This is a genomic window from Pseudomonas sp. GL_090 (assembly GCF_057837765.1).
On the sequence record NZ_CM174452.1, the window covers coordinates 1086203 to 1108092 of the forward strand.

The 21890-nt window shown below is 57.4% G+C and carries 21 protein-coding genes and 1 tRNA gene; 12 read left to right on the plus strand and 10 right to left on the minus strand.

Annotated elements, in window-relative coordinates; translation table 11 throughout:
- Positions 1 to 20: 20 nt before the first annotated feature.
- From AC3ITA_RS04780 to AC3ITA_RS04800, 5 genes are all read right to left on the minus strand, one after another.
- Positions 21 to 1061: a DMT family transporter gene (locus AC3ITA_RS04780; RefSeq protein WP_095944506.1), complete on the minus strand. Its 1041-nt coding sequence runs from the start codon at positions 1059 to 1061 to the stop codon at positions 21 to 23.
- 123 nt (positions 1062 to 1184) lie between these two features.
- The gene (locus tag AC3ITA_RS04785; RefSeq protein ID WP_095944507.1) at positions 1185 to 1406 is read right to left on the minus strand and encodes a formate dehydrogenase subunit delta; all 222 of its coding nucleotides are present in this window, start codon (positions 1404 to 1406) and stop codon (positions 1185 to 1187) included.
- Positions 1403 to 4285, minus strand: a complete 2883-nt coding sequence (fdhF, locus tag AC3ITA_RS04790) for a formate dehydrogenase subunit alpha (RefSeq protein ID WP_489279624.1) — start codon at positions 4283 to 4285, stop codon at positions 1403 to 1405. Before fdhF ends, AC3ITA_RS04785 begins: the two co-directional genes overlap by 4 nt.
- On the minus strand, positions 4282 to 5841 hold the full coding sequence (locus tag AC3ITA_RS04795; protein WP_489279626.1) for a formate dehydrogenase beta subunit: 1560 nt from the start codon (positions 5839 to 5841) through the stop codon (positions 4282 to 4284). Before AC3ITA_RS04795 ends, fdhF begins: the two co-directional genes overlap by 4 nt.
- Positions 5841 to 6317: a formate dehydrogenase subunit gamma gene (locus AC3ITA_RS04800; protein ID WP_150672127.1), complete on the minus strand. Its 477-nt coding sequence runs from the start codon at positions 6315 to 6317 to the stop codon at positions 5841 to 5843. Before AC3ITA_RS04800 ends, AC3ITA_RS04795 begins: the two co-directional genes overlap by 1 nt.
- 671 nt (positions 6318 to 6988) lie before the next feature.
- Here AC3ITA_RS04800 and AC3ITA_RS04805 point away from each other — a divergent pair.
- Positions 6989 to 7249, plus strand: a complete 261-nt coding sequence (locus tag AC3ITA_RS04805) for a DUF6429 family protein (RefSeq protein ID WP_414929718.1) — start codon at positions 6989 to 6991, stop codon at positions 7247 to 7249.
- A 591-nt stretch (positions 7250 to 7840) separates the two neighbouring features.
- Here the strand turns inward: AC3ITA_RS04805 and AC3ITA_RS04810 are convergent.
- Positions 7841 to 8152, minus strand: a complete 312-nt coding sequence (locus tag AC3ITA_RS04810) for a DUF3077 domain-containing protein (RefSeq protein ID WP_489279629.1) — start codon at positions 8150 to 8152, stop codon at positions 7841 to 7843.
- Positions 8153 to 8792: 640 nt separating this feature from the next.
- On the opposite strand from AC3ITA_RS04810, the gene AC3ITA_RS04815 reads away from it, so the two are divergent.
- Positions 8793 to 9836, plus strand: a complete 1044-nt coding sequence (locus tag AC3ITA_RS04815) for a DUF262 domain-containing protein (protein WP_489279631.1) — start codon at positions 8793 to 8795, stop codon at positions 9834 to 9836.
- Between the two features lies 1 nt (position 9837).
- On the plus strand, positions 9838 to 10524 hold the full coding sequence (locus AC3ITA_RS04820; protein ID WP_489279632.1) for an MAE_28990/MAE_18760 family HEPN-like nuclease: 687 nt from the start codon (positions 9838 to 9840) through the stop codon (positions 10522 to 10524).
- A 112-nt stretch (positions 10525 to 10636) separates the two neighbouring features.
- On the opposite strand, the gene AC3ITA_RS04825 is transcribed toward AC3ITA_RS04820, so the two are convergent.
- The 3 genes from AC3ITA_RS04825 to AC3ITA_RS04835 all read right to left on the minus strand — a co-directional run bounded on the left by AC3ITA_RS04825 (position 10637) and on the right by AC3ITA_RS04835 (position 12156).
- On the minus strand, positions 10637 to 11467 hold the full coding sequence (locus AC3ITA_RS04825) for a restriction endonuclease (protein WP_489279633.1): 831 nt from the start codon (positions 11465 to 11467) through the stop codon (positions 10637 to 10639).
- Positions 11468 to 11594: 127 nt separating this feature from the next.
- Entirely contained in the window at positions 11595 to 11924 is a 330-nt protein-coding gene (locus tag AC3ITA_RS04830; RefSeq protein ID WP_489279634.1) for a hypothetical protein, read from the minus strand.
- Between the two features lie 147 nt (positions 11925 to 12071).
- Positions 12072 to 12156, minus strand: a tRNA-Leu gene (locus AC3ITA_RS04835).
- A 107-nt stretch (positions 12157 to 12263) separates the two neighbouring features.
- On the opposite strand from AC3ITA_RS04835, the gene queA reads away from it, so the two are divergent.
- From queA to AC3ITA_RS04865, 6 genes are all read left to right on the plus strand, one after another.
- Complete coding sequence (queA, locus tag AC3ITA_RS04840) at positions 12264 to 13328, plus strand: tRNA preQ1(34) S-adenosylmethionine ribosyltransferase-isomerase QueA (RefSeq protein ID WP_056721282.1); 1065 nt, start codon at positions 12264 to 12266, stop codon at positions 13326 to 13328.
- Positions 13329 to 13342: 14 nt separating this feature from the next.
- Positions 13343 to 14458, plus strand: a complete 1116-nt coding sequence (gene tgt, locus AC3ITA_RS04845; RefSeq protein WP_191624894.1) for a tRNA guanosine(34) transglycosylase Tgt — start codon at positions 13343 to 13345, stop codon at positions 14456 to 14458.
- A 43-nt stretch (positions 14459 to 14501) separates the two neighbouring features.
- On the plus strand, positions 14502 to 14837 hold the full coding sequence (yajC, locus tag AC3ITA_RS04850; protein ID WP_007982729.1) for a preprotein translocase subunit YajC: 336 nt from the start codon (positions 14502 to 14504) through the stop codon (positions 14835 to 14837).
- Positions 14838 to 14901: 64 nt separating this feature from the next.
- Entirely contained in the window at positions 14902 to 16770 is a 1869-nt protein-coding gene (secD, locus tag AC3ITA_RS04855; protein WP_095944517.1) for a protein translocase subunit SecD, read from the plus strand.
- 9 nt (positions 16771 to 16779) lie between these two features.
- A complete protein-coding gene (gene secF, locus AC3ITA_RS04860) occupies positions 16780 to 17694 on the plus strand; it encodes a protein translocase subunit SecF (RefSeq protein WP_095944518.1) in 915 nt (304 codons plus the stop codon).
- Positions 17695 to 17815: 121 nt separating this feature from the next.
- Positions 17816 to 18367, plus strand: coding sequence for a glycine zipper 2TM domain-containing protein (locus AC3ITA_RS04865; RefSeq protein ID WP_150674282.1), 552 nt, complete (start codon positions 17816 to 17818; stop codon positions 18365 to 18367).
- Between the two features lie 263 nt (positions 18368 to 18630).
- Here the strand turns inward: AC3ITA_RS04865 and suhB are convergent, their stop codons facing one another.
- Positions 18631 to 19449, minus strand: coding sequence for a type III secretion system regulator SuhB (gene suhB / locus AC3ITA_RS04870; protein WP_008053258.1), 819 nt, complete (start codon positions 19447 to 19449; stop codon positions 18631 to 18633).
- Positions 19450 to 19595: 146 nt separating this feature from the next.
- On the opposite strand from suhB, the gene trmJ reads away from it, so the two are divergent.
- From trmJ to iscR, 3 genes are all read left to right on the plus strand, one after another.
- Positions 19596 to 20366, plus strand: coding sequence for a tRNA (cytosine(32)/uridine(32)-2'-O)-methyltransferase TrmJ (gene trmJ / locus AC3ITA_RS04875; RefSeq protein ID WP_008053257.1), 771 nt, complete (start codon positions 19596 to 19598; stop codon positions 20364 to 20366).
- Positions 20367 to 20368: 2 nt separating this feature from the next.
- Positions 20369 to 21145 (plus strand): serine O-acetyltransferase, encoded by a 777-nt coding sequence (gene cysE, locus AC3ITA_RS04880; RefSeq protein ID WP_095945783.1) that lies wholly within the window; start codon positions 20369 to 20371, stop codon positions 21143 to 21145.
- Between the two features lie 238 nt (positions 21146 to 21383).
- Complete coding sequence (iscR, locus tag AC3ITA_RS04885; RefSeq protein ID WP_003227911.1) at positions 21384 to 21875, plus strand: Fe-S cluster assembly transcriptional regulator IscR; 492 nt, start codon at positions 21384 to 21386, stop codon at positions 21873 to 21875.
- Positions 21876 to 21890 lie beyond the last annotated feature (15 nt).

The following is a 21890-nucleotide window of genomic DNA, read 5'->3' on the forward strand; positions in this document are numbered from 1 at the left end:
ATGGCCGCAGCCTCCGGGGCTCAGTGCGAGTGCCGGTGATGGATGTCGGGAAAGTGCGGGTGACTGTGGACGATCGGTGAGTGTTGGTGCACATGGCTATGGGGTTGCACACCGTCCCACTCAAAGGCATGTTCATGCTGATGATGCTCATCGTGGACATGCTTGTGGTCGTGGATTTGCGGTTCGTGCTGATGCTCGTGTGAGTGACTCTCGGTCAGATGAATCCAGACCCCCAGCCCCATCAGGCCGGCAGCGATCCAAAACACCCACGTCACGGCTTCACCGAAAAACAGGATCGCTATCGCGGCTCCCAGGAACGGCGCCGTGGAAAAGTACGCCCCGGTCCGCGCCGTACCAAGCCCCCGCAACGCCAGGACGAACAGCACCAGACTGACGCCATACCCCAAAAAGCCCACCAGCAGGGTTGGCCCAAGAAGCGACCACTCTGGCAGGTGCATACCCAACGCGATCCCCAGCGCGCAATTGACGGCTCCTGCCACCAGCCCTTTGGTGCCGGCAATAAACAACGCATCCGACGCAGACACCTTGCGGGTGAGGTTGTTATCAATGGCCCAACAAAAACACGCCACCGCCACCGCGACAGGCCCCAACCAGCCTTGAACCTCTGCCGAAGTGCGAGGCCACGCCAACAACACGCCCCCGGCAACAATGGCCACCATCCCCGCAACAATGCGCCGGTCAGCGTTCTCCCTGAAGACCACCCACGCCATCAGTGCGGTCAACACGGCTTCCAGGTTCAGCAACAGTGATGCGGTGGTGCCAGAGGTGAGGGTGAGTCCAAACATCAATGAAACCGGACCCAGCACGCCACCGAACACAATGGCCCCGATGAACCACGGCCATTCAGGGGCTGTCAGACCTGTCGGCCGCCAGCCACGATCACGGATCAGGCGGGTTAGCGTCAGCCCGATGCCGCTGCCCAGATAAAGCAGGCCGGCGAGGAGGATGGGGGACACGTTCAAGCCTAGCCACTTGGCCAAGGGCGTGCTGGCGCCGAACAAGGCAGCAGCGCCCAAGGCGTAGAGAATGCTTTTGGTCATTGTGGTTCCGGGGCTCAGGGGAGGTGGTCGTGAACAGGATACGCTTAATGCCGCCAATGAGCGCCTCTGGCCTGCCCACACAACACACCCCCCCTGACACAACCCCCTGTGGGAGCCAGCAGGCTAAGCCTCCCAACCCGCCCCAGTCACCGCCGCCTGCACCAGCGGGTGCAAATCCGCCCCCTGATGCTTCGTCTGCCAGGCCAGCAACTCCCTGCGCATGCTCGGCGCCCAGTACATCTGCATATGATTGCGCACGCTGAGCACCGCTTGTTGCTGGTCCGGCTGGCTGGCGAAGTACTGGGCGATCTGGTTGGCCATCTTGATCAGATTGTCCGTGCTCATCGGCGTACCTCCGCTTTGGTCCCGCGTTCCTGGCGACGAGCGTCAAGCAGGCGCTGCTGTTCGTCGCTGAACGCCTGGAAGCGTTTTTGCCACTCCGAAGGGTGATAAACGCGGCTGACTTCCACGGCGGTGACCTTGTACTCCGGACAGTTGGTGGCCCAGTCGGAGTTGTCGGTGGTGATCACGTTGGCGCCCGATTCCGGGAAGTGGAAGGTGGTGTACACCACACCCGGGGCAACCCGTTCGGTGATCCGCGCACGCAGCACAGTCTGCCCGGCGCGGCTGCCGATGCCGACCCAGTCACCTTCGTTGATGCCACGGCTCTCGGCATCGGTCGGGTGGATTTCCAGACGGTCTTCGTCATGCCAGGCGACGTTGTCGGTACGCCGGGTCTGGGCACCGACGTTGTACTGGCTGAGGATGCGCCCGGTGGTCAGCAGCAGCGGATAGCGAGCGTTGACCTTTTCCTCGGTCGGCACGTAACCGGTGAGCATGAAGCGCCCCTTGCCGCGCACAAACTCTTCGATGTGCATGGTCGGCGTGCCGTCCGGTGCTTCGGCGTTGCACGGCCATTGCAGGCTGCCGTGGCGCTCAAGTTCGGCGTAGCTGACGTTGGTGAAGGTCGGCGTGAGGCTGGCGATTTCATCCATGATTTCTGACGGATGCCTGTAGTTCATCGGGTAACCGAGGGCATTGGCCAGGGCCACCGTGCCTTCCCAGTCGGCCTTGCCGCCCAGCGGATCCATGACCTTGCGCACCCGGGAGATGCGTCGCTCGGCGTTGGTGAAAGTGCCGTCTTTTTCCAGGAACGAGCAGCCCGGCAGGAACACATGGGCGAACTTGGCGGTTTCGTTGAGGAAAATGTCCTGTACCACTATGCATTCCATCGCCGACAAAGCCGCGGTGACGTGCTGGGTATTAGGATCGCTCTGGGCGATGTCTTCGCCCTGGCAATACAGGCCCTTGAAACTGCCGGCCAGGGCCGACTCGAACATGTTGGGGATGCGCAGGCCCGGGTCGGGTTGCAGGGTGACGTTCCAGGCTTGCTCAAACTGCGCCCGCACAACTTCGTTGGAGATATGCCGGTAACCGGGCAGCTCGTGGGGGAAAGAGCCCATGTCGCAGGAACCCTGCACGTTGTTCTGCCCACGCAACGGGTTCACGCCTACGCCTTCGCGACCGATGTTGCCGGTGGCCATGGCCAGGTTGGCGATGCCCATCACCGAGGTGCTGCCCTGACTGTGTTCGGTGACGCCCAAACCGTAGTAGATCGCCGCATTGCCACCGGTGGCATACAGGCGCGCAGCGGCACGGATGTCGGCAGCGGGTACACCGCAGACAGGGCCAAGGGCTTCCGGCGAGTTTTCCGCACGGCTGACGAACTCACTCCAGATCGCGAAATCGCTGCCCTCGCAACGGGCGTCGATAAAGGCCTGGTTGAGCAGTCCTTCAGTGACAATCACATGAGCCAAGGCATTGAGCATGGCGACGTTGGTACCGGGGCGCAGGGCCAGGTGATACTCGGCGCGGGCATGCACCGTGTCCACCAGATCGATGCGACGCGGATCGATAACAATCAGCCGCGCGCCTTCACGCAGGCGGCGTTTGAGTTGGGAAGCGAACACCGGGTGGGCGTCGCTGGGGTTGGCGCCCATCACCAGGATCACGTCGGCCTGCATCACCGAGTCGAAACTCTGGGTGCCGGCGGACTCGCCAAGGGTTTGCTTCAGGCCATAACCGGTCGGCGAGTGGCAGACCCGCGCACAGGTGTCGACGTTGTTGTTGCCGAAGGCCGCGCGCACCAGTTTTTGCACCAGGTAGGTTTCTTCGTTGGTGCAACGGCTGGAGGTGATGCCACCAATGGAATCGCGGCCATATTTTTGCTGCAGCCGACGGAATTCGCTGGCGGCGTAGGTCACCGCTTCATCCCAGCTGACTTCCTGCCAAGGGTCGCTGATGTGTTTGCGGATCATCGGCTTGGTGATGCGATCCGGGTGGGTCGCATAGCCCCAGGCAAAGCGCCCCTTGACGCAAGAGTGGCCGTGGTTGGCCTGGCCGTTCTTGTCCGGCACCATGCGCACCAGCTGGTCGCCTTTCATCTCGGCACGGAACGAGCAGCCCACACCGCAATAGGCGCAGGTGGTGATCACGCTGCGTTCAGGCTGACCCAGTTCGACCACGCTCTTTTCCATCAGGGTCGCGGTGGGGCAGGCTTGCACACAGGCGCCGCAGGACACGCATTCGGAGTCGAGGAAGTTCTCGCCACCGGCGGCCGCCACCCGGGATTCAAAACCGCGCCCGGTAATGGTCAGGGCGAAAGTACCCTGGGTTTCTTCACAGGCGCGCACGCAGCGGTTGCAGACGATGCACTTGCTCGGGTCGTAGTCGAAGTAAGGGTTGGAGGTGTCTTTCACGTCCTCCAGATGGTTCTCGCCTTCATAGCCATAACGCACTTCCCGCAGGCCGACCTGACCGGCCACGGTTTGCAACTCGCAGTTGCCGTTGGCCGAGCAGGTCAGGCAGTCCAGCGGGTGATCGGAAATGTACAGCTCCATGACATTGCGGCGCAGGGTTGCGAGCTTTGGCGTCTGGGTATGCACGCTCATGCCTTCGCTGACCGGCGTGGTGCAGGACGCCGGATAACCGCGCATGCCGTCGATCTCCACCAGGCACATGCGGCAGGAGCCGAAGGCTTCCAGGCTGTCGGTGGCACAGAGTTTGGGAATGGTGGTGCCCATCAGCGCAGCGGCGCGCATCACCGAAGTACCTTCGGGCACGCTGATGCTGCGGCCGTCGATGTTCAGGGTGACTTGCACGTGACTGTCGCGGGCCGGTGTACCCAGGTCGATATCGGTTTTCGGATCGAAGAGAGTGATCATTGTTCGGCCTCCGAGGCTTGCAGACCGAAGTCAGCGGGGAAGTGCTTGAGGGCGCTGGCCACGGGATAAGACGTCATGCCGCCCAACGCGCACAGCGAACCGTATTGCAGGGTGTCGCACAGGTCCTTGAGGATGATCACCTGCTCATCGCGACTGTTCTGGTCAGGCGCGGCCAGCAGGCGGTCGATCACCTCGACACCACGGGTCGAGCCGATGCGACACGGCGTGCATTTGCCGCAGGATTCCTCGGCGCAGAACTGCATGGCGAAGCGCGCCATGCGAGCCATGTCCAGGGTGTCGTCAGCCACCACCACACCACCGTGACCGAGCATCGCGCCGATGGCCATAAAGGCTTCGTAATCCAGCGGCGTGTCGAATTGCGAAGGCGGCACCCAGGCGCCGAGCGGGCCGCCCACCTGCGCAGCCTTCAGCGGCCGGCCACTGGCAGTCCCGCCGCCGTAGTCTTCCACCAGCTCCCGCAGGGTCAGGCCAAAAGCCCGTTCCACCAGACCGCCGCGACGCACATTGCCCGCCAGCTGGAAGGGCATGGTGCCCAAAGAACGGCCCATGCCGTAATCGCGGTAGAACTGCGCACCCTTGGCCAGAATCAGCGGCACCGAGGCCAGGGTCAGCACGTTGTGCACCAGCGTCGGCAGGCCGAACAACCCCTGCAACGCCGGAATCGGCGGCTTGGCGCGGACGATCCCGCGCTTGCCTTCGAGGGAGTCCAGCAGCGCGGTTTCTTCACCGCAGATATAAGCACCGGCACCGACGCGCACTTCCATGTCGAAGGCTTGGCCACTGCCGCCGACATTGGCACCGAGGTAACCGGCATCTCGGGCGATGTTCAATGCTGCACGCATAGTGGCCACGGCATCCGGATATTCCGAACGCACATAGATGTAGCCGAAGGTGGCGCCGACGGTAATGCCAGCAATCGCCATGCCTTCGATCAGCAGGAAGGGGTCGCCTTCCATCAGCATGCGGTCGGCAAAGGTGCCGGAGTCGCCTTCGTCGGCGTTGCATACAATGTATTTCTGCGCAGCCTGAGTGCCGCGCACCGTGCGCCATTTGATCCCGGCGGGGAAGGCCGCGCCGCCACGGCCACGCAGGCCCGAATCGAACACCGCTGTCGCGGTCTGCTCGCCGCCAATGGCGATGGCCTGGGTTAAACCTTCGAAACCGCCGTGGGCCCGGTAATCCTCCAGGGACAGCGGCCGGGTGATGCCGGCACGGGCGAACAGCAGGCGTTGTTGAGTCTTCAGATATGGCAATTCTTCCACCAGACCCAAGGCCAGTGGATGAGCGGACGGCTCGCCTTGCAGGGCTTCAAGCACCGACGGCACATCGTCAGCCGTGAGCGGCCCAAAGCCAATACGACCTTGCGCGCTGTCCACTTCCAGTAGCGGTTCCAGCCAATACAAACCGCGAGAACTGGTGCGCTGCAATTCCAGCGGCAAATTACGTTCCCGGGCCTGAGTGATCAGGGCCACTGCCACTTCATCGGCCCCCACGGCACGGGCAAGGGAATCACAAGGCAAATAAAGAGTCGGCATCACGCGTCCTCCCGGCAAGCATCGAGCAACGCATCCAGCCGCTCGGCACTGAGCCGCGCGTGCACCTGGCCATCCAATTCCAGAGCGGGCGAACAGGCACACGCACCAAGGCAATACACCGGCCGCAAACTGATGCTGCCATCGGCACTGCTGCCGTGATCGTCCAGTTGCAGACGCTCGCGCAACTGCGCCGCAAGCTGCTCGGCGCCACGACTCTGGCACGACTCGGCCCGGCACAGCCGCAGGATATGCCGCGCGGGCGGCGCGGTACGGAAATCATGGTAAAAACTGATCACCCCACGAACCTCGGCCTGGCTGAGGTTAAGGGCATGGGCAATCTCGGGGACGGCGACATCGGGGATGTAACCGATGCGCTCCTGAATATCATGAAGAATGGGCAACAGCGCACCCGCAGAGCCCTTGTGGCGCTCCAGCAGACTGTTGACCACAGGCAGGTGCAACATCTCATCAGGCATTCAGCAATCCTCACGGTCACGGACAAACCAGGCGGTTGTCGGTTGTCCGAAAGTGTCGGCTGCGGCATTTACACCACGTCACGGTATCGTGGCATCTACAGACCGTCGGCCAGGGCACCCTGAGCGGGCATCTTGTTGCGCCCGGCACGGTCTTCGCCGCGCCTCTATAGGGGCATAAAAGCCAGATTGCCACGCGGCCCTTGATTCGGCTGCACCAGAGCGACGTGTTTGGTTCTGTCTACGACTATCCATTAAGTCTAGATGAGCGCCGCAAGGGGCGTTCACACACCGGCGTAGTGCCCGAAGGGCTTGTCGATGGATGATGTATAGCAACCACCCAAATGGCAGTCACCACAACTAACCCCTGTGGGAGCCAGCCTGCTGGCGATAGCGCCCGCCCACCCCTCATCCATATCGAAGATGCGCCCCAAACCCACCCACACGCGTGGCCCAAACAAGACAGCTTGTTGCAACCCACTGTGGGAGCGGGCTTGCTCGCGAAAGCGGCAGTCTAGAAAGCCCCTGTGCTGAATCGGTCGCAGGCGTGAGTCCACTCACCGACGCCACCTGGAGGAACGCACTATTTTTATGTTTTTATGCAACTCAGAGGGGGAGTGGAACGCCCATCACAGCCCCGACGATAGCCATCAAACATGAGCGGAACAATGATCATGGAATACGACGACAAACTCATTCAAGACGCCGTGCTTGCCCTGTTGGCAGCCTTTAGTTCCGACAGCGGCAACACCTGGAAAGGGTTCGACTTCGAAATCATGAGCCGATTGCATGAACAGGGTTTCATCAGCGATCCGGTGAACAGGAACAAGTCAGTTTGGTTAACGCAGGAAGGGTTGGAGCGCGGTCGGCAGATAGCCGACCGGTTGTTCGGCGTGAAAACTCAAGGCGAGCTTGAGTCCAGCTCTGATACCTGACTTCAGGCCGCGGTCACGATGGTGGGAAAACCGAGGCAACTACCGTTCCTGCTGGCGACGTTGACATTGCCATTAGGCTACGACAGCATTTATCCCAATCGCGCCCGATCCTCTGGTGCTGGCTCAGTCCGGCATTACGTTCGGGCCTTCTTGTTTATGGAGCATGGAAGTTGCCTAAGCCTGCCCCTCCGAAGCTTTCCTTACGAAACCATCGGGGCTAATTCCAAATACCACTAAACACACAAAACCCCTGTAGGAGCGAGCCTGCTCGCGATCGCGCCAGCCCAGCCAACATCAATGCTGAAGATGCACTGCAATCACAAACCACTCACCACTCGGGCCAAACAATGCCCGTCAGCCCACCGCAATTCCTGTAGGAGCGAGCCTGCTCGTGATAGCGCCAGCCCAGCCACCATCAAAGCTGAAGATGCACCGCAATCACAACCCAGTCACCCAGTCGGGCCAAACAATGCCCATCAACTCACCACAATCCCTGTGGGAGCGGGCTTGCTCTCGAAAACGCCAGCCCAGCCAACATAAATGCTGAATCAGCTACCACCATCCCAAGCCCCCCCCCACAGACCTCAACCACTAACCTTCAGCCTTCGCCCCCGCCCGCATAGAAGTCGATGCACAAACCCGATCCCGAGTAAGCACCTTCACCGCATCATCCACCAACGCCTTGCTCATCGAAGTCAGATAATGCGCAGCCCAGGCGTGACGGTCAGTATCTCTGGCATAAGCAGCATCTTCAGTGAGCGTTTTAGCCAGGAACAGAAAATCGGAAGCCATGGACAACGCATCACCAAGAGGAACCCCGCGAGTGACATGAAACAGCGCTTGATCCGCACAGTAGATCGCAGGTGTCAGGCCAATGGTTTTGAGTTCAGGTTGTTCAGTCATTGGCCACCTCCGAGGATGGAGAGGCAATGGGGGAGGGCGTTACGCGTTTGGGAATTGCATAGAGAGAAAAGCCAAATTTCAAACGGATTGATACTGCGCATTATCCAACTCCTTGATATGAGGAGCTGCCACGTTCGTTACCACACGAATGGGTGACAGCTGTGCGCAGGGTGGTAAACCGGGAATCAAGGAAACCGGCACGCCCGAGGGCGTCCCACGCACAGCCGCCATAACTCACGCCGCAGGCATAAAAAAAGCGCCTGATGACGTGATTGGGGCGCTGTAGCGCCTTGAATAACTCGGGTTACCACACCCGGTCGCTGAATTGGCAGCGACGGTGGGGAGGGTAGCGTGCGGATGCCTTTGCTGCAACCTCGAACGTTTCGTCCCCAAAAACGCTGAAGATGAAAAATATTGTCTGTCAGTTCCTACTTCAGGGCAGGTTGGTGGAGGTGTTGGGTAGAACTGCTGATCAAGATATCCTCGTCAGAGTCGCTGCCCGATGGGGGGCATACCCTCATTTTAAATTAGCAGCTAGCTCAGTGATATTTAGGGTGTTTTGAGAAATATTTGAACGTGTGAACGCTATTATATAGTCTAGCCTCGAGATTTTTTAATTTTATTGTGTGATAGGGAAGATATGGACAGCGTCCTCATTCAAGAACAGCTTAATGCAAATCGCCGTTCAGTAGCGTTTGATAGCTATGATGTTACCGTTCGGCAGTTATATGACATGATAGCTGAAGGCATAATAGATGTTACTCCAGAGTACCAGAGGCATTTTGTTTGGAATCAAGAGCGTCAGTCGCAGTTGATAGAGTCGCTTCTTTTAGGTATTCCAATTCCGAGTTTGTTTATGGCGACCAATGCGGACTCTACCTGGGAGGTTATTGATGGTTTACAACGTCTGACTACACTAGTTAATTTTGTGGGGGATGTGAAAGTAATACAGCTGATTAATGATAACTGTAGGCCGCTTGTTTTAACTGGCTTGGAGAAGCTGGATTCGTTGAATGGTTTAAGTTTTAGTGGGTTGCCTAAATCAGTTCAGTTGATGTTTATGACAAGGCCTGTAAGGATCACCGTTCTTAATGATCGTAGTGATTTCAGCTTGCGGTTTGATTTGTTTGAGCGGTTAAATACTGGTGGGGTTGTCCTTCATCCTCAGGAAATACGTAACTGCGTATATCTTGGTCCTTTTAATGATTTTATTAAAGAGTGCTCAAGGTTTTCGGGGTTCAAAGATGTTCTGAAAGTAGGCACGAATGCGGAAAAAACGGGGAATCTTGAAGAATTGGTACTAAAGTTTTTTGCGTATTATGAGGATAGGGAACAATTTGTTCATAGTGTGAAAGGTTTTCTTAATGAATACATGGCCAAAAAAACTGCTCGCTTTAAAAATCAAAAAACTTTAAAAGCATTGTTCGACTCCACATTTACTCTGTTGGCTAAAGAGTTGCCAGATGGAATTGTCCGTCAGAACCGGAAGAATACTACCCCATTGATTCTGTTTGAGGCCATCGCAATTGGTGTTGCAGAAGCCCTGGACGCTGGGAAGGTTATAAAACCGGCGAAGCTTCGTGCGTTGTTAGATAATAAAGAGTTGGCTGTGCTTACTACAGGCGCTACTAATAGCAGGAAAAAGCTCAATGAAAGGATAGCCTACGTAAAGGATAATGTTTGATATGGGCTTTGATGGTGTGAGGTTGATAGCGAGGGGGCGACTCGCAGAAGTTCAGCAGCTTTTGAACTATATCGCGTTGTTGGAGCCGGACGATGTGGCTGTTCCTCATGGTTCAGAGGTTAAGATATTAAGGGGTTTTTTTTATGTGCATCTTTATGCCGCCTTAGAAAGAAGTGCTAATGAGGCGGTTCAATCTACCCTCCGTCTTGTCGCCTCTCACGGTGTTCCGGCTAATCATTATGCGCTAAGTTTCGGTGCTGTTGCTGCAAGGGGAAGGATACAGGCGTTCAAGACCTGTTCTTATAAGGCATATAATGAAAATGTGTGCTCTATATTTTCGTGTTTGCAATCTTCAGATGTTATGAATATTGATGACTCACAGTTCTCTGGTGTTCTTCAGAATGTTTGGACAAATTCAGTGCTTGAGGTTTTTAATTCTTTGGGGCTTCAAGGGTTTGTTGTTGAGCCTCGGGTGAGAGCTACAATCGATGAAATTGTAGAAAATAGAAATAAAGTGGCTCATGGTAGGGAGAGCGCTTTAGTTGTGGGTGAGAGGTATCGCTCTAGAGTGCTGCGCGATAAATTTACGATTGTTTCTAGCTTTATAGACTCTGTCACTGAGGCGCTCGAGGAGTTTTATAATGGTCGTAATTTCATAAGGGATGAAGTTAGGTCGGATTACAATTGATTTGGAGGTGTATAGAAATAAAGTCGCCCCCTTTTTTTCTGCTTTATTGATAAAATGTATTGCAGAACGCGTGGCCCGGTGAAGGAGACGGTTGTCTCCTTTGTGCGATTGGCTAGCTTTTGTCATTTAACATTGAATCACCCAGCATCTGATAAATTTTTCTTTGATTTATTTGGTGTTGTCTGTTGTGCTCAACTGCTACTGGATCATTTGCGTCCTCAATCCACGGGTCGAAGTCGCCATTTATAATCATTGCATGCTCAGCTTTTAGCAGTATTTCATCAAGCATATTTAAGTTTAAGTTGAGCCAGTTGCTGAACTCTGCATAATTTTCAACGATGTCCTCTCCAGCTTTTAATTCTAGCGAAGAGCGCACATTCATTGGGTATTGATTTTTTCTTGCTCTATCTATTGTGGCGAATATCAATCCAATGAAAAGTTGTCCGGAAAAGCGAAGTGAGTAGTCAAATGTATCGTCGCGAAGTCCGTATTTAATTCTGGTGGATTTTTTGTGGGACCAGTAGCGTTTGGATAATAGGTCGGCCCGAGTTTCATACGCATTGAGCATTTCGGTTTGTACGGCGTTTTTAGTGAATTCTTTAAGTTCATTGAATGTAGTTAGCTGAATGTTAGTGCTCTCGGCAGCTTCGATGGCTCCCTTTTGAAAGCCTTTATCGGAAATTAAGAAGCCTCTATCGGCGCCAACTTCACCTACAATTGATCTTAGTGCTAATACCTTTTCCTTAGGTACTTTGCTATTCCAGTATTTTGCTTCTATTACCCATTTTAGATTGATTCCTAGAAATTTTGTTATGACTAGGACGTCGATGTCGTGAGATGTCCTGACACCCTCTATTTTTACGTTTGTAGTAGCGGACGCGCCGAGCGATCGAAAATGCTCGGCAATCTGCTCTTGAAATTCATACCATCCTTTCTTGATCATGTTAAACCCGGATTGACTGTCTCAAAAATTGGTGTGTTTTTGTGTAAGCATGAGTTTAGGTGATCAGTTTCAAACGCTGCGTTAGGTGTGCTTTAATCAAAAAAATTAAGGCCTAACACTGCAGCTGTCACTGAATGGCTTTCAAGTATTCCTTAATAGTAATTAACGGGGTGTGAAGCTGATTTATTGTATGCGCAGCACTGAAATTCGCCGCCAATTTATGCAGTTCGCGCCCCAAGACTGTATCAACACCGCCGAGGGCATCCAGCGCCAATTTCAGACATTCATCCACTTTCGATTGAATGGCATCGATATCTCCCCGCCGCACCAGCAACTCAAACACATCCCGCTGGTAGTCACCCATGACCAGATCGTCACGCAAAATCGGGCTCGAACCCTCCGATTCATAAGCCAGTTTGAGGGAGAAGAGGGCGACGCTTTCCAGGTGCAATTCCATGGGGGAATCCTTGATGAGTGTCTTACTGACCGAGGGTGCGAAGATCAAAAGCATCGCCAGCAGGCTGGCTCCCACAGGGTGGTGGGTGTTGGATGCTTTTCTACAGGCGAAAAAAAAGGCCTTGCAAAGCAAGACCTTTCTTAATTTTGGTGCCCCGAGGGAGACTCGAACTCCCACTCCTTTCGAAAACGGATTTTGAATCCGCCGCGTCTACCAATTCCGCCATCAGGGCTCAATGGCGGCGAAGTATAGAGATGAGATAACCGCTGGTCAATCAGGTACATGGAGAATTTTTGATATTTCCGCTAGACTTCCCGGCCCTGCTAGACGAACCCCATCATGCGCGTTGCTGACTTTACCTTCGAGCTCCCTGATTCGCTGATCGCCCGCCATCCGCTGGCCGAGCGGCGCAATAGTCGCCTGTTGACCCTGGATGGGGTCAGCGGCGCCCTGGCACACCGTCAATTCACTGATTTGCTGGAGCATTTGCGCCCCGGCGATTTGATGGTGTTCAACAATACCCGGGTGATTCCGGCGCGGCTGTTTGGCCAGAAGGCTTCCGGCGGCAAGCTGGAAATCCTGGTGGAGCGGGTGCTCGATAGTCATCGCGTGCTGGCCCATGTGCGGTCCAGCAAGTCGCCCAAGCCTGGGTCGAAGATTCTCATCGACGGCGGTGGCGAGGCCGAGATGCTGGCGCGGCACGATGCGTTGTTCGAGCTGGGGTTTGCCGAGGAGGTGTTGCCGCTGCTCGACCGCGTCGGGCACATGCCGCTGCCTCCTTATATAGATCGCCCCGATGAAGGCGCCGACCGTGAGCGTTACCAGACCGTCTACGCCGAGCGTTTGGGCGCGGTGGCGGCGCCGACGGCGGGGCTGCATTTCGATCAGGTGCTGATGGAGGCGATTGCCGCCAAGGGCGTCGAGACTGCGTTCGTGACTCTGCACGTCGGCGCTGGCACCTTCCAGCCGGTACGCGTCGAGAAGCTTGAAGACCACCATATGCACAGCGAATGGCTGGAAGTCGGCCAGGACGTGGTCGATGCCGTTGCCGCCTGCCGCGCTCGCGGTGGTCGCGTGGTGGCGGTGGGGACCACCAGCGTGCGTTCCCTGGAAAGCGCCGCCCGCGATGGCGTGCTCAAGCCGTTCAGCGGCGATACAGATATTTTCATTTATCCTGGCCGACCGTTTCATGTGGTCGATGCCCTGGTCACCAACTTCCATTTGCCCGAATCCACGCTGTTGATGCTGGTTTCGGCGTTCGCCGGTTATCCCGAGACCATGGCCGCCTACAAGGCCGCCGTGGACAACGGTTACCGCTTTTTCAGCTACGGTGATGCGATGTTCATCACGCGTAATCCTGCGCCGACTGCCCCTAAAGAATCGGGCCCAGAGGAAACAGTATGAGTCGCACCTGTCGTATGTCTTTCGAGCTGCTGGCCACTGATGGCAAGGCTCGTCGCGGTCGTTTGACCTTCCCGCGCGGTACCGTCGAGACCCCGGCCTTCATGCCGGTGGGCACTTACGGCACGGTCAAGGGCATGCTGCCACGGGATATCGAGGCGACTGGCGCTGAAATCATTCTGGGCAACACTTTCCACCTGTGGCTGCGCCCGGGCACGGAAGTGATCAAGAAGCACGGCGACCTGCACGATTTCATGCAGTGGAAAGGCCCGATTTTGACCGACTCCGGCGGTTTCCAGGTATTCAGCCTGGGCGCCATGCGCAAGATCAAGGAGGAGGGCGTGACCTTCGCTTCTCCGGTCGACGGCGCCAAGGTGTTCATGGGCCCGGAAGAGTCGATGCAGGTCCAGCGTGACCTGGGCTCCGACATCGTGATGATTTTCGACGAATGCACGCCGTACCCGGCGGACGAAGACGTCGCGCGTATTTCCATGGAATTGTCCCTGCGTTGGGCCAAGCGTTCGAAAGAAGCCCATGGCGACAACACGGCGGCGCTGTTCGGCATCGTACAGGGCGGCATGCACCAGGACTTGCGCATGCGCTCCCTGGAAGGCCTCGACCAGATCGGCTTCGACGGCCTGGCCATTGGCGGCCTGTCGGTGGGCGAGCCGAAGCACGAGATGATCAAGGTGCTGGATTACCTGCCGGGCATGATGCCGGCTGACAAACCTCGTTACCTTATGGGCGTTGGCAAACCGGAAGACTTGGTTGAGGGTGTGCGCCGCGGTGTGGACATGTTCGATTGCGTGATGCCAACCCGTAATGCCCGCAATGGGCATCTGTTCATTGATACCGGCGTGCTGAAGATCCGAAACGCGTTCCATCGCCATGATGATTCGCCGCTCGATCCGACCTGCGATTGCTATACCTGCCAGAACTTCTCCCGCGCTTATCTGCATCACCTGGACAAGTGCGGCGAAATGCTGGGAAGCATGCTCAATACCATCCATAACTTGCGTCATTATCAAGTGCTTATGGCTGGTTTGCGCGAGGCTATTCAACAGGGTACATTGGCCGCCTTTGTCGATGCCTTCTACGCCAAACGCGGGTTACCTGTTCCGCCTTTGGACTGAGTTTTCTGACCCCAAGATTCAACATTTGCAACTGGAGTGCTAAATGAGCTTTTTTATCTCTAATGCCATGGCTGACGCCGCTGCACCTGCTGCCGGCCCAATGGGCGGCGGTTTCGAGTGGATTTTCCTGGTCGGTTTCCTGGTCATCTTCTACCTGATGATCTGGCGTCCACAGGCCAAGCGCGCCAAAGAGCAGAAGAATCTGCTGAGCAGCCTGCAGAAAGGCGACGAAGTCGTGACCACCGGCGGCATCGCCGGCAAGATCACTAAAGTGGCCGACGATTTCGTCGTTCTGGAAGTTTCCGACACCGTCGAAATGAAGTTCCAGAAAGGCGCCATCGCCGCCACGCTGCCAAAAGGCACGCTCAAAGCGATCTAAGTTTCAACTTCATATTCAATCGACGGGGCGCGCAAGGCGCCCCGCGTCATAAACGGGCGGCGTGATGCTGAACAAATATCCTCTGTGGAAATACATTCTGATCCTGGCGGTGCTGGCGGTCGGTCTGATTTATTCCGCTCCCAATCTTTATCCTGATGACCCGGCCATTCAGGTCAGCGGTGCAAGCACTGCGCTGCAGGTCAATCAGGCTGATCTGGATCGCGTGAGCGCTGCGCTCAAGGAATCCGGGATCAACGTCAAGGCTGCCACCCTGGCCGCCAACGGCAAGGGCGGCCTGATTCGCCTGACCAAGGCTGAAGACCAGCTGCCGGCCAAGGACGTTGTACGCAAGGCGTTGGGTGATGACTACGTCGTTGCATTGAACCTGGCACAAACCACCCCGCAATGGCTGCGCAGCCTCGCCGCGCACCCGATGAAGCTGGGTCTGGACTTGTCCGGTGGTGTGCACTTCCTGCTGGAAGTGGACATGGACAAAGCCCTCGACGCGCGCCTGAAAGTCTACGAAGGCGACGTCAAGAGCCTGCTGCGCAAAGAAAAACTGCGTTATCGCAGCCTGCCGCAACTCGATGGTGCCATTCAGCTGGGCTTCTCTGATGAGGCGACCCGCGAACAGGCCCGTTCGATCATTCGCAAGAACTTCAACGATTTCGACATTGTTCCGGCCGACCTCAATGGTCAACCGGTGCTGCGTCTGGCGATGACCCCGGCCAAGCTGGCGGAAATCCGTGAATACTCCATCAAGCAGAACTTGACCACGGTACGTAACCGCGTCAACGAACTGGGTGTTGCCGAACCGATCGTCCAGCGTCAGGGCGCCAACCGCATCGTGGTTGAGCTGCCGGGCGTGCAGGACACCGCCGAAGCCAAGCGTATCCTCGGCAAGACGGCCAACCTCGAGTTCCGTCTGGCCGCTGAGCCTGGCGCTTCGAAAGCCACTTCCGAATCCTTCGAGTTCCGTGAGGGCAACCGTCCTCCGGCACTGATCGAGCGTGGCCTGATCATCACCGGTGACCAGGTAACCGACGCCAAGGCAGGTTTTGGCGAGCACGGTACTCCGGAAGTGAACATCCGTCTGGACGGTCACGGCGGCGAGCTGATGAGCCGTGCGACCCGTTCGAACGTCGGTCGCAGCATGGCGGTGATCTTCATCGAGCAGCGTCCGGTGACCACCTACACCAAGCAGATGGTCAACGGTGTCGAGAAAGACGTGCCGGTCCAGACCTTCAAGGAAGAGAAGAAGATCATCAGCCTGGCGACCATTCAGTCGCCGCTGGGTGCTCAGTTCCGCATCACTGGCCTGAACGGCCAGGGCGAGTCGTCCGAGCTGGCGCTGCTGCTGCGTGCCGGTGGCCTGGCTGCACCGATGTACTTTGCTGAAGAGCGCACCATCGGTCCAAGCCTGGGTGCCGACAACATCACCAAGGGTATCGATGCATCGCTGTGGGGCATGCTGTTTGTCTCGCTGTTCATCATGGCCATCTACCGCTTCTTCGGCCTCATCGCCACCGTCGCGCTGGCGGTGAACATGGTGATGCTGCTGGCCCTGATGTCGCTGCTGGGTGCAACGCTGACCCTGCCGGGTATCGCCGGTATCGTGTTGACCATGGGTATGGCGGTCGACGCCAACGTGCTGATCTTCTCGCGGATCCGTGAAGAGATCGCCGCCGGCATGACCGTGCAGCGCGCAATCAACGAAGGCTTCGGCCGGGCATTCACCGCGATTCTCGACGCCAACCTGACGACCTTGCTGGTCGGCGGCATCCTCTTTGCCATGGGCACAGGTCCCGTCAAGGGCTTCGCAGTGACCATGTCCCTCGGGATCTTTACCTCGATGTTCACGGCCATCATGGTGACCCGCGCGATGGTCAACCTGATCTTCGGCGGTCGTGACTTCAAGAAGTTGTGGATTTAAGGGGCTGCCATGTTACGTACAATCAACTTCATGGGCGTTCGCAACTTCGCGTTCGGCGTCACATTGTTCCTTACCGCACTGGCAATCTTCAGTGTTTTCCATAAGGGCATGAACTGGGGCCTGGACTTCACCGGCGGTACGCTCATCGAGCTGACCTACGAGCGTCCGGCCGACGTCACCAAGGTGCGTGAGCAGTTGGTGACCGCGGGTTATCACGAAGCCATCGTGCAGAACTTCGGTGCGACCACCGACCTGCTGGTGCGCATGCCTGGCGAAGACCCGCAACTGGGTCACCAGGTCGCCGAAGCCTTGCAGAAGGTCGGCGGCGAGAACCCGGCGACGGTCAAGCGCGTCGAGTTCGTCGGCCCGCAGGTGGGTGAAGAACTGCGCGACCAGGGCGGCCTCGGCATGCTGATGGCGCTGGGCGGCATCCTGATCTACCTGGCTTTCCGCTTTCAGTGGAAGTTTGCGGTCGGTGCGATCGTGTCCCTGATCCACGACGTGATCGTGACCATCGGTATCCTGTCGTTCTTCCAGATCACCTTCGATCTGACGGTGCTGGCGGCGGTACTGGCGATCATCGGTTACTCGCTCAACGACACCATCGTGGTATTCGACCGGGTTCGCGAGAACTTCCGTGTACTGCGCAAGGCCAGCCTGATCGAGAACATCAACATCTCGACCACGCAAACCCTGCTGCGGACCATGGCGACTTCGATCTCCACTTTGCTGGCGATCGCGGCCCTGTTGTTCTTTGGTGGCGACAACCTGTTCGGCTTCTCCATCGCCCTGTTCATCGGTGTTCTGGCGGGTACTTACTCGTCGATCTACATCGCGAACGTGGTGCTGATCTGGCTGAACCTGAGCACGGAAGACCTGATTCCTCCGGTCAATACCGAGAAGGAAGTCGACGACCGTCCTTGAAGGCAAAGTCTTTAAGCGATGTAGTCCAAAAAAGGCGCGAGTTGAACTCGCGCCTTTTTTTGTGCTCCAAGGCAGGGAGAAGCGCGGACATGTTCCGCATGTGATGGTCCAGGAGGTTCATGTGAACAAGTCGATGCTGGTTGGTGCTGTACTGGGTGCTGTCGGTGTAACTGCCGGGGGTGCTGTGGCCACCTACAGCCTGGTTAAACAAAGCGGTCCTGAGTTTGCTCAGGTTCTAGCCGTTGAGCCGGTCAAGACACAAATCAAGACTCCACGTGAAGTATGCAAGGATGTAGCGGTCACCCGGCAAGCGCCGGTGAAAGATCAACACCAGATCGCCGGTACGGTGGTCGGTGCATTGGCAGGTGGTCTGCTGGGCAACCAGATCGGTGGCGGCACCGGCAAGAAGATCGCCACGGTCGCGGGTGCTGTCGGTGGTGGTTACGCCGGCAACAAGGTGCAGGAAGGCATGCAAGAGCGTGACACCTACACCACGACCCAGACCCGCTGCAACACGGTCAACGACATCAGTGACAAGGTTGTAGGTTACGACGTGCGGTATTCGCTGGACGGCAAGGAAGGCAAAGTGCGCATGGATCGTGATCCAGGCAACCAGATTCCGGTGGATAAGGAAGGCAAGTTGATCCTGTCTGAGAATCAGGCGGCTCAGTGATCTGCTGAAGCTGGATAAAAAAGAAGCACCCTGCGGGGTGCTTTTTTTGTGCTCGCGATTCATGCACCACCACAACCCCACTGTAGGAGCGAGCCCTGCTCGCGATGCTCGCCAACGATAACGCGGGCTTTCTGAATAAACGCGGCGCCCTCAGTTTTTTCGCGAGCAGGGCTCGCTCCTACAGTGGGGTTGTGGAGTTATCGAGGGCGAATTGCGGGCATAAAAAAAGCACCCCGCAGGGTGCTTTTTCTGTCGCTGGAAGCTTAGCGCTTCAGCGAGGCCGGCAGGTGCGGCTGGATCGCCGTCAAAACTGCCTTGAAGCACTTGGTGTTACCGGCAACGACGTGGCCTTTTTCAAGGAAATCGTGACCGCCGGTGAAGTCGCTCACCAAACCGCCGGCTTCCTGGATCAGCAGGGCGCCTGCAGCCATGTCCCACTCGGACAGGCCCGACTCCCAGAACGCGTCGAAACGGCCGGCGGCCACGTAGGCCAGGTCCAGGCTCGCCGAACCTGCGCGGCGGATGCCGGCGGTCTGGCCAACCAGGGCGCGGAACATGCCCAGGTAGTTGTCGAGGTTGTCCATCTGGTCGTCACGGAACGGGAAGCCGGTACCCAGCAGGGCGCCGTCCAGGCTGGTGCGGCCGCTGACGCGCAGGCGACGACCGTTCAGTTGAGCGCCGCGACCACGGCTGGCGGTGAATTCTTCCTGGCGAACCGGGTCCAGAACAACAGCGTGCTCAAGACGACCGCGGTATTTGCAGGCAATGCTGACAGCGAAGTGAGGAATGCCGCGCAGGAAGTTGGTGGTGCCGTCCAGCGGATCGATGATCCACAGGTACTCTTCGCCTTCGATGCCGGTGCCGGCGTGCATGCCGGTCTCTTCACCCAGGATCGAGTGATTCGGGTAGGCCTTGCGCAGGGCGTCGATGATTTTCTGTTCGGCGGCGCGATCCACCTCGGATACGTAATCCTTGGCGTCTTTTTCGTCGACCTTGATGGTATCCAGGCGCTCGATGGAGCGGAAGATCAATTCACTGGCGCTGCGGGCGGCGCGCAGCGCGATATTCAGCATGGGCTGCATGGATGTGTCACCTAAGGTTGTTAAAGAAAGCCGGGCATTCTATCAGAAAGTTTCTACAGGAGAAGGACGGCGTTCGCTTTCATGGCTTAACGGTAGGATGAGCTGTAAGATTCCGCTCCCGATTATCGTGTTCGAGAGCGCCTCCCTTGCTGCAAAACATTCGTGTCGTCCTGGTCAATACCAGCCATCCGGGCAATATCGGCGGGGCTGCGCGTGCCATGAAGAACATGGGGCTGTCGCGGCTGGTGCTGGTCGAGCCTCGTGTGTTCCCGCATCACGAGGCCGATGCCCGCGCCTCCGGTGCCGGTGACATCCTTGAAAACGCGCAAGTCGTCGCCACCTTGGAAGATGCCTTGGTCGGTTGCAATCTGGTGCTTGGCACCAGTGCTCGCGACCGGCGCATTCCCTGGCCGCTGCTCGATCCCCGCGAATGCGGAACGAAAGTGGTCGAGGAAGCCGGGCAGGGCGCGGAAATCGCTTTGGTGTTCGGTCGTGAAGACTCCGGCCTGACCAACGAAGAGCTGCAGCGATGTCATTATCACGTTCACATTCCATCAGACCCGGAGTTCAGTTCGTTGAACCTTGGGGCGGCGGTGCAGGTGTTGGGTTATGAAGTGCGCATGTCCTGGCTGGCGGCCCAGGGTCAGCCGAGCAAGGTCGAGAAGGAAGAAGTGGCTTCGGTCAAAAGCGCCGAGCTTGCGACCATGGATGAGCTGGAGCGATTCTATGAACACCTGGAACAGACCCTGGTGGCCATCGAATTCCTCGATCCGGAAAAGCCACGGCACTTGATGGCGCGCCTGCGCCGGTTGTACGGACGCAGCTCGGTCAGCCGGGCGGAAATGAATATTTTGCGTGGCATCCTCACGGAAACCCAGAAAGCGGCCCGTGGTGAGCTCCTTAAGCGGAAGGATTAATGATGTTCGAGCGTTTGCGTGAAGATATCCAGAGCGTATTCCACCGAGACCCGGCGGCGCGTAACGCTTTTGAAGTCCTGACCTGCTATCCCGGCATGCATGCCATCTGGATTCACCGTTTGTCGGCGATGCTGTGGCGCGCGGACCTGAAGTGGCTGGCGCGGCTGGTGTCGAACTTCGGGCGCTGGTTGACCGGGATCGAGATCCATCCGGGGGCCAAGGTCGGCAGGCGCTTCTTCATTGACCATGGCATGGGCATTGTCATCGGTGAAACCGCCGAGATCGGCGATGACGTGACCATTTATCAGGGCGTGACCCTCGGTGGTACCAGCTGGAATAAAGGCAAGCGCCACCCGACGCTGGGTGATGGTGTCGTTGTCGGTGCCGGCGCCAAGGTGCTTGGCCCGTTCACTGTTGGTGCGGGAGCCAAGGTCGGTTCCAACGCCGTGGTGACCAAGGAAGTGCCGCCGGGCGCCACGGTGGTGGGTATTCCGGGGCGAATCATCGTCAAGCCCGACGAAGAACAGGACGCCAAGCGCAAGGCCATGGCCGAGAAGATCGGTTTTGATGCCTATGGCGTGACTGAAGACATGCCTGACCCGGTGGCGCGTGCCATTGGTCAACTGCTTGATCATCTGCAGGCGGTCGATGGGCGTCTGGAGGGGATGTGCGGGGCGTTGAAGGATTTGGGCAGCAATTACTGTGCGAAAGATCTGCCTGAGTTGCGTGAAGAAGACTTTGCCTGTGTGAAGGACAAGGATCAGAGTCAGGCCAGTTAGACCGAGTTGGGCTTATCGCGAGCAGGCTCGCTCCTACATTTGAAATGCGTTCCCCTGTAGGAGCGAGCCTGCTCGCGATGAACGATGACTCGGTATTACTGGCTGTTCACAGTCAGCCTTTGCTATGATGCTGCCGCTCTTTTGCGGGTAATCCTGACTAAAGTACTAGGTCTTATAGTTGACTTAAATACTCGGGAATTGCATACTCGCCTCATTCCGATTTCCGTGGTAATTGTCCATGCGACTGACTACAAAAGGCCGATACGCCGTGACCGCCATGCTCGATTTGGCGTTGCACGCGCAGCACGGGCCCGTGTCCCTGGCCGATATCTCCGAGCGCCAAGGCATCTCCCTGTCCTACCTCGAACAGCTTTTTGCCAAATTGCGCCGTAGCAATCTGGTGTCCAGTGTCCGTGGTCCAGGCGGCGGCTACCAGCTGTCCCGCGACATGCAGGGCATCCAGGTCGCCCAGGTGATCGATGCGGTGAACGAATCGGTCGATGCAACCAAATGCCAGGGGCAGGGTGATTGCCATTCCGGCGACACTTGCCTGACCCACCACTTGTGGTGCGATCTGAGCCTGCAGATTCACGAATTTCTGAGCGGTATCAGCTTGGCTGACCTTGTGACTCGCCGTGAGGTGCAAGAAGTAGCCCAGCGTCAGGACCAGCGCCGTTGCAACAGCAAGGCGCCACGCCTGGACAAGATTGAAGCGTCCGCCGTCGAATGACAGCCGAAGAGCTAG